Origin of the sequence: uncultured Maricaulis sp. (genome assembly GCF_905480005.1) — a bacterium.
GTDB lineage: Bacteria > Pseudomonadota > Alphaproteobacteria > Caulobacterales > Maricaulaceae > Maricaulis.
Genome location: NZ_CAJQOO010000060.1, coordinates 23,586 through 33,611 on the forward strand (window position 1 = coordinate 23,586; position 10,026 = coordinate 33,611).

The following is a 10,026-nucleotide window of genomic DNA, read 5'->3' on the forward strand; positions in this document are numbered from 1 at the left end:
AATTTTCCTACTTGGTCGGTAAACGAGACTTTAATGCGCTTGCATACGTCATGACTGGAGCCCGAGTAACCAATCAGGGCTCGCAATCTTTCTGCAGCAAAACATCCAGTGACTCGCAAACACAGGCGAACGGCGGCCGAGGGGGCGCGGCCGCCGTCCTGCGTGAGCTCGTAAGGGGAGCTTGCTAGCGGTATTGCTGGATGCGTGTTGTACGCAGACCGGCCAGGCCGTGCCGGTCGATCGAGCGTTGCCAGCCGAGGAATTCTTCCACGGTCAGCGAGTAGCGCTCGCACGCTTCCTCGAGAGAGAGAAGACCGCCCCGCACAGCTGCGACGACTTCTGCCTTTCGCCGAACCACCCAACGCTGGGTGCTCGGGTTGGGCAAATCGCCGATCGTGAGCGGGCTACCATCCGGTCCAATGACGTAATTTTCTTTTTTAAGGCGCGGCTGCATGTCCGATCCCCGTTTCTTGTTTGTAGGATCAACCTACACGCAGCCCTTTAACATCGCCCTAAACCACTGGGTAAATTTACATTTAACCCTGTCGCTAAAATCCGGCTCTAAATGTTCCGAACCCGCTCATGCGCCGGTCATAAAAAATGGGCCCCGCCGAGTGGCGAGGCCCATAGTCCAGAAGCGGTTGGGTGATGGTTAGCGCTTCATCCGGATGGCCTCGTCGAGCATCTCATCGGCGGTGGTGATGATTTTCGACGACGCGGAATAGGCCCGCTGCGTGGTGATCAGGCTGGTGAACTCATTCGCCAGATCGACATTCGAGCTTTCCAGGGTCGAGGCCGCAATGGACCCCGAGGACCCCAGGCCCGGCGGGTTGAGCGTGTAGGCACCGGATTCCGATGTCACCGTGAACGTACCGCCGGCTTGTGCTTCCAGGCCGTCCGGGTTGACGAAGGTCGCAACCGGGATCTGGTAGATCTTGCGGACAATACCATTGGTGAACTTGGCGAAGACGAAGCCGTCATCATCCACATCCACGCTCGAGAAATTACCGAAGGCGGAGCCATTCACATTGGTCGAGAGCAGGGCGGACGGGCTGTCATACTGGGTGAAGCCACCCGGTGCGTCCGGATCGCCGAAGTCCAGGGTGACGGACTGGGAGTCCACACCGGTGGCCGTTGCCCACTGGAATTCATTCGCACCAAGGGCTGCGGCGTTGGTGGAGGACAGGAAGTCGAGCTGGGTTGGCAGCGTCGTATTGGCACTGTCGAGGCGGCCCTGGGCGTCGAAGGCGACGGTGCCGTTCAGCATCTGGCCGTCGATCAGGCCTGCACCCGTCGTGACGTCACCGGCGGGTACCATGTGGACTTCAGCGTGCCACTGGTTCGGGGTCGAGCTCTTCAACATGGAGATCGTCAGGGTGCGGACACCACCGACGCTGTCATAGAAGGGAATGGAGCGCTGGAAGTCCGGCGTCACCGTACCCGAGGCCATATTGGTCGCCGAGGCCGTCGGATCATAGGTCGCTTCGTCAGCCGAGATCGCCTGGCTCTGCTGCAGGTTGGCATTGATGCCCATGATCGTCGTGGCTTCCGCAGCACCACCGATGGAGGACAGGTTGATCGTCTCCAGGGCGTTGAGGTCGGACGGGTTTTGCGGAACGGTGCCATCGGCTGCGACCGGCCAGCCGGCCAGGTACTTGCCGGCATCATTGCGCAGAAAGCCTGTCGTGTCCGGCGTGAACCGGCCAGCACGGGTGAAGGAGACCGGGTCGGAGGAGTTCGACGCCGCGTCATCGCGAACCACGAAGAAACCCCGGCCTGAGATGGCCAGATCGGTCGGCGAGGAGCCGGCGGTCAGCAGGCCGCTCTCGCCAATGGCGAGCCGTGCGACAGAGCTGACGCCCGCAGCCGAATAGCCCTTGGTCGAGCTGTCACTGTCATAGAGCGGGGTGAAAACGGCTGAAGCGCGCTTGTAACCCACCGTGTTGACGTTGGCGATATTGTCCGAAATCGAGGCGAGTGCGTTCGAGTTCGAGATCAGGCCGGATGCGCCGGCCAAAAGCGCTGAATTGATGCTCATTATGCATGCTCCTGGCGTTTGTGTTTTTTTAACGGAGCTTTCTGCTGGTCGGGTTAGACGGTTCGCCCTTCTGGCGATCCGTATCAGGCCGGCGGCCTGGCTATGCGTTTGCGTCCTTGATTGACATCACCGAGGAAAGCGGGACGCGGATCCCGCCCATTTCCACGACGACTTCGGAACCGGACAGGTCGACACCCGTAACGCGGGCGGCGGCCTGGATATTCACGGCGATATTGTCGCCGTCAGCGTTCTGGGCGATGACTTCCAGCGAGTAGACGCCATCCTCCAATGTATTGCCGCCCTCGCCCAGTCCGTCCCAGGTGAAGTCGTGCGAACCGGCGGTGGTCTCGCCGTCAGAACGGGACACGATGCGGTCCTGGGCATCGCGAATGATGATCGAGGACGTGGTGGCCTCGCTCGGCAATGTGTATTCCCAGCTCGCCTCGCCCTCGGTGAGCATGGCCTGCGGCGTCAGGGCCGTGGCAACGCGACCGATATAGCTGACCGACGCACTCTGGGCGGCAGCTGATTGAAGCAGCAGGAGGTTTTCCAGATTCTGGTTCTGGGCGATCTGCTGCTCAACGCTCGAGAAATCGACCAGCTGGTTCACGAACTGGGTCGAATCCAGCGGGTTGAGCGGGTCCTGATTCTTCATCTGCTCTGTGAGCAGGGTCAGGAACATCTCGAAATTGTCGGCCAGGCCCGTCTGCGAATTCGCGAGGGCGGGGCTGCTGGCGCCGAGACCGGATACTGCGTCTACCATGCGTTACTCCTAGACCTGCACATCGACGCCGGAGCGTCCGGACAGCAGGAAGCCGTAGGCAGAGCGAGGCCGGGATGCGAGTTCATCCTCGGCGCGCTGCGCCATTTCGGTTGTCTGGGTGAAGATCGGAAGGGCCTCGCCCTGGCTGCGACCCTCATCGTCGGCCGGGTTCTGGCCGTCATTCATCTGGAAGCTCAGCCCGTCCTCGCCAAGCTCAAGCCCGGCTTCCGCCAGGGCGCGCTCGAGGTCGCGGGCCGAGCGCTGCAGCTCGTTCAGGGTTTCCGGCCGCTCAACCGTCAGCACGGCATGGACGCGATTATCGGCTCGCAGCTCGATGCGGACATCGACCTTGCCCAGTTCTGCAGGGTCGAGGCGGATGTCAAAGACCCGGTTGCCGTTCGAGACCTGTTTGGTGATCTGTCCCGCCAGCTGGGTGGCGCTGTGCGGCGTAAAACGCGGCAATGGATTGCCGGGCCGGTCTGCGGCGAGACGTCCATCGGCCCGCGACAGGTTGAAATCGGTTTCGGCCTGCAGGGCAGCCTCGGCCTGGGCAGCGTCGGCCATGGCCGCCGCCTGGGCCTGGCCTTCAACCATGAGGGCGGGCAGGGGTGTGATCGGCGCACCGGTCTGCGCAGCCGGGGCGGGCGCGGTCTTGCTGGCAGCGAGGGCAGCGGCGGGATCAGCGCTCGGCATACCGGCAGAGGACGGGGCGGTGCTGCTCGACGCTGCGCCTGGCTGAGCCGGGTTCCCGGCCTGCCCGGTCGGGGCGCCGTTTGCCTGTCCGCCAGGGCGCGCCGCCAGGCTGCTGGCGGTCTGGATCGCGGCCTCGGCCTGGCCGCGCTGGCGCAATGGCTCGCTGACAGTCCCGTCCGTGGTGGGGGCGGGCGTCTGGGCGGCCGGAGCCGTTGCAGCCGTCGGTGTCGCAGCGGTACCTGCCGGTCGGGCCGTATTGGTTGCGGCTGAACTGGACGCCGAGGCGGCGGTAGCGGCAGTCGCTTTGCCGGCAACCGGCTTGCCAGCGTCGAGACGCGGTTCAGCCTGCTTCGGGGCGGCGAGATTGGCGGCGGCCGTCGCGACCGGCGCGATTGCTGCGGGCGGCGTGCTGATGGCCTGTGTCGGCGTGGCCTGTGTTGGCGTGGCTTGGGTCGGCGTGGCCTGGGCCTGCTGGGTCTGGGCCGGTGCGACCGGCGCTTGTGGGCCCGACGGCGTCGCGGCCATCGGTGTTGCGATCGGTGTCGCCGTCGCGGGCGTTGCCGGGGACAGTGTGGTGTCGGCGGTCGGGCTGCCGGTCGTGGCATTGCCGGATGAATTGGCCGCATCAATGACGTTCTGAACCGGTCGGGCCGGCTTGGTGCCAACCGGAGCCACCGGTGCGACCGGCGTGACGGGAATGACCAGGTCATCGCCCAGCTCGACATCACCGCCGGATGTGGATGGCAGGACGACCGGCGCTGTGGCGTCCATGGCCAGCGGCGAGGTGGAGGCGAGCGCGGCTTCGCGAACCGGTACTGCCGGAATGCTTCCGACAGCAGGGGCCCCGGACGCACTGGCTCCGGACGCACTAGTCCCTGGCGCACTGGAGAATGGTGCGGTTTGTGCCGGCGCGGTGGCAGCCGGAACGCCCGCAAGGGCGGCAATTCGCTGGGTCTGGTTGGCGCTGACCATCAATGCGAATGGCGACGCGCCAGCCTCGACCGATGCGACGCCCTGCACAGACCCGCGCTCGCCGGACGCAGGCAGCGCAATGGCGCCGCCGGATCCACCGGGGTTGGAGAACAGGTTCGTCATGGTCAGGTCCAGAGTCATCGACACTCTTCGCTTGGCTCAAGGCGCACGTCACGCCTCGTCTCACCGAGATGATCGCAAGCGGTGTGCCAGACTGATTTATGTCTAACATGATGATTTATAACATTAATTTCGTGGTAATACCTCGTGGTGGGCAGGATCGTCCGGTCAGCCCTGCCCGCCGGTGGGCGCAATTTGCCGGGTTGGTCGCCTGTGCTCCCCGGGGGCCCCTGCCGGGCCCGCGATGATCAGGGCCGGGTCTTTAAGACCGCGCGTGAGCCCGCGCGCGCACGAGCGCCCCGCGTGGGAGGCGGGTGGCATGGGAGCGGGTCACGACCGGATTTCGTGGCCTGGCCGGCGTCTGGCCCACGGCTTGCGATGGTTAAGGCAGGTCGCGGCCGTCGCTGTCGCGCCAGGAATTCGGAAAGCGCATGAAAAAGCAAATTAAGGCAAATGGTTACGGCATGGACTGTCAGGTGGAGGCGCCCTTCGGGTTGACCGCCCCGCTGGGCAATGCTTGCCGCTTTGACGGCAGATATCGCCGCAACCGCTTCCTTTTTGCCGACTGCGCAGGGAGCCAGCCATGTCGTTGAGCGGTATTCTCGGTAACGCCCTTTCGGGGCTGCAGGCCAGCCAGGCCGGTTTGCGTGCGTCGTCCAACAACGTCGCCAATGTCAACACCGCCGGCTATGCCCGCACCATCGCCAGTTTCGAAGCCCGCAATGTCGGTGGCGTCGCCATGGGCGTTCAGGTCAATGGCATTGTCCGGGTCGTCGACCGCCATCTCCAGCTGACCTCGCTGCGCTCGATCTCGGAAGCCGGCATGACCGAGGCCCGGGCCGGTGCGCTGGACCGGTTGCAGTCGCAATTCGGCAATCTGGACGATAGCGGATCGATCTTTGCGCGCCTGAATTCAGCCTTCAACGGGCTCTCCCAGGCCAGTGTCGATCCAACCCTTTCCGTCGCCCGCCTGTCGGCCGCAGCGGATCTGGACAGCTTCTTCACGGAGGCCCAGCGCCTGTCGGGTGAAATCCGGGCCCAGCGCCAGGAGACCGACGCCAAGATCAATGCGACGCTGCAGCGCTCCAACGAGATCCTTCGGGAAATCTACGAGCTCAATTCCAACGTCCAGAGCGTGTCTGCCGGTGGCGGCGACTCCTCGGGCGCCGAAAACCGGATCTCCGAACTGCTCGACGAGATGTCCGGCTATATGGATATCCGCGCGGATTTCCAGGGCGATGGCCGTGTTGTGCTGCGCACGACGGATGGCGTTCTCCTGCTCGACAATTACCCGGCCACGCTGACCTACAAGGTCGCCGGCACCGGATCCTATGGCGTCGAGTACGGCAAGATCTTTGCGAACTCGCCCAATGGCGCGAACCCGCAGGAACTGGACAGCCATATCGCGTCCGGTGAGCTGCGCGCCCTGATCGATCTGCGCGACAAGACGCTGCCGGATGTGGCTGAGGAATTGGCCGAGATGGCGTCCGGCGCGGCGGATGCGCTGAATGCGGCCCATAATGACGCCGCCTCCTATCCGGCACCGCAGAGCCTGACCGGTCGCAATACCGGACTGACCGCGGCCGATGCCCATAATTTCACCGGCGCGACCACGCTTGCCGTGGCGGATAATTCCGGCGTGCTCGTGCGCCGCATTGATGTCGATTTCGATGCCGGCACCTATTCCGTTGATGGCGGCGCCGCCGTCGGCTTCGCCGGGACGGTCGGTGATCTCGCCACGGCGCTGAACACAGCCCTGGCTGGCGTCGGTTCCGCGAGCTTTACCGACGGCACGCTGAGTGTCTCGGCCAGTGCCGCCAATAATGGCGTCGCTTTCCTGCAGGACGAGACCACGCCATCGGATCGCGGCGGGCGGGGCCTGTCGCACTTCTTCGGGCTGAATGATCTCGTCCGTTCGGACTCGCCGGGTTTCTTCGAGACCGGCCTGTCGGGCACGGATGTCCACCAGTTCGCCACCGGAACCGCGTTGAACTTCCGGATGGACACGATCGATGGCAAGACCGCCAGCACCTATTCCATTCCGATGGTCACGGGTGAAACCGTCGACGATATCGTCACCGCCCTCAATGACACCACGACCGGGATGGGGCGCTATGTCACCTTCTCGCTCGATGGCAATGGCAAGCTCTCCTACACCGCCAATGCGGGCTATGAGGGTTATGAGCTGTCCCTGACCGGCGATGACACGTCACGCGGCAGCACCGGTGTGCCTTTCTCCAAACTCTTCGGGGTCGGGCTGGAAGCCAAGGCGGCGCGCGCGGAATCCTTCTCGGTCGATACCGCCATCCGCGCCGACTCGGCCCGCCTTGCCCTGGGCAAGCTGGACATGGATGCGGCAACCGTGGTGGGCGATTTCGTTCTGGCAGCCGGTGATAATCGCGGCGGTAGCGGCCTGCAGGCCGCGCTGTCGACATCCCGCAGCTTCAATGCCGCCGGGTCACTGGCCGCGTCGACGGCCAGCCTGGGCGATTACACCGCCCGCATTGCCGGCACGATCGGTTCCCGCGCAGCCCGGGCCGAAAGCGAGGCCGCTTCGGCCGCCACACTGCAGGCGACAGCTGCCCAGAAGCGGGCCGATGTCGAGGGGGTCAGTCTGGACGAGGAACTGGCAGCGATGACGCTGTACCAGCAATCCTATAATGCCGCCGCGCGCATGCTGCAGGCGGCCAAGGAAATGACCGATACGCTGATGCGGATCGTCTAGGAGGTTTATGCGTCATGACCCGTGTTTCCACCTTCGCGGCAAACCAGAATGCACTGATGGACCTGATGAAGGCCCAGAAGTCGCTCTTTGATGCGCAAAAACAGCTGACCACCGGCAAGCTGGCCACCGATCTCAAGGGCGTCGGCCACCAGGCCGAGACGCTTTCCGCCACCCGCGCCGCCCTGCAGCGCGCGCAATCCTACGAGCAGGCCGCTGTCCGGACCGAGGCGCGGCTGGAGACCCAGGATATTGCCATGGGCCAGATGGCCGAGGCGATCACCGATCTGCGTCTCGCTGTCACCTCCAAGGATGGCGACTACACGATGCACCAGGTGCGCGAAGCCTTCTACAAGGTCTCCAACGCGCTCAACATGCAGCATGCCGGGACGTATATCTTCGGCGGGACCCGCACCGATATCGCCCCCGTCGAAACCAATGACATCGATGATCTGATCCCGATGGGCACTGCCAGCGAGGCTTTCGTCAACAATGATCGCCGTCCCCAGGTCCAGCTTGACCAGAATCTGACCATCGACACCGGCATGCTGGCCAGCGATGTCGGCGGCGAGGTTTTCGACAGTTTCAAGCGGATTGCCGATTTCAATGCCGGCGCCAATGGGCCCTTCGACCGGCCCCTGAGCGCGCCCCAGGAAACCTTCCTCAATGGCGAGATCGAGAATGTCATCACGGCGCTGGACAATCTCAACACCAAGATCGGTGAGAACGGCGCTGCCCAGGCCAATGTGGAAACGATGAAAAACTCCCAATCCGACCGCCAGACCTTCCTGCAGCAAATGCTGTCGGACCTGGAGGATGTCGACATGGCCGAAGCGGCGACCCGTTTCCAGCAGGCCCAGACCGCGCTCGACGTCTCGGCCAAAACCTTCTCCTCGCTCAGCCAGGTCTCCCTGCTGCAATATCTGAGATAGGTCGGGGGACGGTCGCCGGCCTATTCCCGATTGATCGGGCTCGCGGTGGCTTGCATGCTTGGCACATTCACGGGAGGCCGCATGCTCAAACGCATTCTTGTTACCTTGATCACCATGATGATCGGTGCCGCGATCGGGGCCGGCATCGTCTGGCTGGCCACCGGTCATGTCGGCGCCAGCCTTGTGGCCGCCGTCCTGATGCTCCCGATCTTCGGCCTGCTCGGGCTCGGCCTTGGCGGCGCCCTGCTGGGTCGCAACAAAAACCCAGCCGCGATGAGTGCCTATGCCGGCAATGCCGGGAATATCCGCTCTTAGCGTCGTTGCTTGCTTCACGTATACAGCCGCCTCGCGGGTCCCGCGTCTGTCTTCGATGATCGCGCTGTTAAATTGAACGCTTGGGGGCAATCTTTTGGCTCGAAATCAAAATAATAAGCGACGTCGTCCGGCCCTTGGCGGTGCTGTCTTCGGTGGTCTGATCGTCCTTGCGCTCTTGGCATTGGGGGTGGGGGTGACCGTCACCGGGCTGCCCTGGATAATACTCGGAGCCGCCATCGGTGGTGGCGTTCTCGGCGACAGGTTGAGAAACGCTTCAGCCGACGCGACCATCCCACGCCTGATCGAATCTCTTTTCTCCAGTGTTGGAGGGCTGTTTTCTGGAGCGATTGACTTCTTTGGTGACGTCTTCAACGGGGCGGACGGTTGATAGCAGATACTGATCCTTCACAAGCAACTGGCGCTGGCCGACGGGCGTTGAGAGGCAGCGCCTTTATTGCCGGTGCATTGAGCCTGGCTGTCGCGGCGCTTTGCATATGGCTGAAAGCGCATCTGATCGTTCTTGTACTCGTTGTTTCTTTGACATTTCTGAGCACATTGATTGTCGCGTATTTTGTCATTTTGGATCCGAAAGGATTTCTGCGGCACTTGCTGCGAGAGGCTTTCGCTGGCTGGCAATGAAGGGCTGGCTTGTCGGGTTCCTAACTGCTTGATTCTAAAGCATGGCCGTGTCGTGCTGTCGGCCCCTTGATTGTGTCTTCCCGGCCCCGCCGTTTGGAGGGGCGCCGCGGGATCGCACCAAGTATCCGGTGGTGATGCGCTGCGAAGACCGGTTTGTCCCGGGTTTTCACGCTTAACCTCTCTCCCCAAAGCGCCTATATACCCGCCTCCAACAACCGTTTGCTGCGGGCCTTGACCCCGCTGGAGGCGAAAGATGACGACCGACCTTACCGGCCGCGCCCGTGCGCAGGCCGATGACCTCATTTCCCGTCTGGGCCTGTCCGGCGATCCGCTGGGGCTGGGAGGCCATCCCGGTGACCACCGCGTCGTGGTGGCCATGTCCGGCGGTGTCGACAGTTCGGTGACCGCGGCCCTGCTGCACCATCTCGGCTATGATGTCGTGGGTGTGACGCTGCAGCTTTATGATCATGGCGCCGCCCTGGCCAAAAAGGGCGCCTGCTGCGCCGGCCAGGATATCTATGACGCCAAGCGCGTCGCCGAGGCCTGCGGCTTTCCCCATTATGTGCTCGATTATGAAAGCCGTTTCCGCGAAGCGGTGATCGAGGAATTTGCCGACACCTATCTGGCCGGCTTCACGCCCATTCCCTGCGTGCGCTGCAACCAGACCGTCAAATTCGCCGACCTGCTGACCACCGCCCGGCAGCTCGGCGCGGTGTGCATGGCCACAGGGCATTACATCCAGCGTGTCACCGGAGAAAACGGGCCGGAGCTGCGCCGCGCCGCCGATGCCGGCAAGGACCAGTCCTATTTCCTGTTCGCGACCACACATGAC

9 protein-coding genes are annotated in these 10,026 nt (G+C 63.4%); 5 read left to right on the top strand and 4 right to left on the bottom strand.

Annotation, left to right across the window (positions count from 1 at the left end):
* Positions 1-184: 184 nt before the first annotated feature.
* From QZ266_RS06710 to QZ266_RS06725, 4 genes are all read right to left on the bottom strand, one after another.
* On the bottom strand, positions 185-454 hold the full coding sequence (locus QZ266_RS06710) for a DUF1153 domain-containing protein (protein ID WP_295693022.1): 270 nt from the start codon (positions 452-454) through the stop codon (positions 185-187).
* A 198-nt stretch (positions 455-652) separates the two neighbouring features.
* A complete protein-coding gene (locus tag QZ266_RS06715; protein WP_295693025.1) occupies positions 653-2,038 on the bottom strand; it encodes a flagellar hook protein FlgE in 1,386 nt (461 codons plus the stop codon).
* 100 nt (positions 2,039-2,138) lie between these two features.
* Positions 2,139-2,801 (bottom strand): flagellar hook capping FlgD N-terminal domain-containing protein, encoded by a 663-nt coding sequence (locus tag QZ266_RS06720; RefSeq protein WP_295693027.1) that lies wholly within the window; start codon positions 2,799-2,801, stop codon positions 2,139-2,141.
* A 9-nt stretch (positions 2,802-2,810) separates the two neighbouring features.
* Positions 2,811-4,589, bottom strand: coding sequence for a flagellar hook-length control protein FliK (locus QZ266_RS06725; protein ID WP_295693029.1), 1,779 nt, complete (start codon positions 4,587-4,589; stop codon positions 2,811-2,813).
* A gap of 580 nt (positions 4,590-5,169) precedes the next feature.
* On the opposite strand from QZ266_RS06725, the gene flgK reads away from it, so the two are divergent.
* From flgK to QZ266_RS06750, 5 genes are all read left to right on the top strand, one after another.
* A complete protein-coding gene (flgK, locus tag QZ266_RS06730) occupies positions 5,170-7,311 on the top strand; it encodes a flagellar hook-associated protein FlgK (RefSeq protein WP_295693030.1) in 2,142 nt (713 codons plus the stop codon).
* 14 nt (positions 7,312-7,325) lie between these two features.
* Complete coding sequence (locus tag QZ266_RS06735; protein WP_295693033.1) at positions 7,326-8,240, top strand: flagellin; 915 nt, start codon at positions 7,326-7,328, stop codon at positions 8,238-8,240.
* 81 nt (positions 8,241-8,321) lie between these two features.
* Complete coding sequence (locus QZ266_RS06740; protein ID WP_295693035.1) at positions 8,322-8,555, top strand: hypothetical protein; 234 nt, start codon at positions 8,322-8,324, stop codon at positions 8,553-8,555.
* 94 nt (positions 8,556-8,649) lie between these two features.
* Positions 8,650-8,943: a hypothetical protein gene (locus QZ266_RS06745; RefSeq protein ID WP_295693038.1), complete on the top strand. Its 294-nt coding sequence runs from the start codon at positions 8,650-8,652 to the stop codon at positions 8,941-8,943.
* A 504-nt stretch (positions 8,944-9,447) separates the two neighbouring features.
* Positions 9,448-10,026, top strand: a 579-nt coding sequence (locus QZ266_RS06750; protein WP_295693040.1) for an asparagine synthase-related protein, incomplete at its 3' end; no start/stop codon positions are given.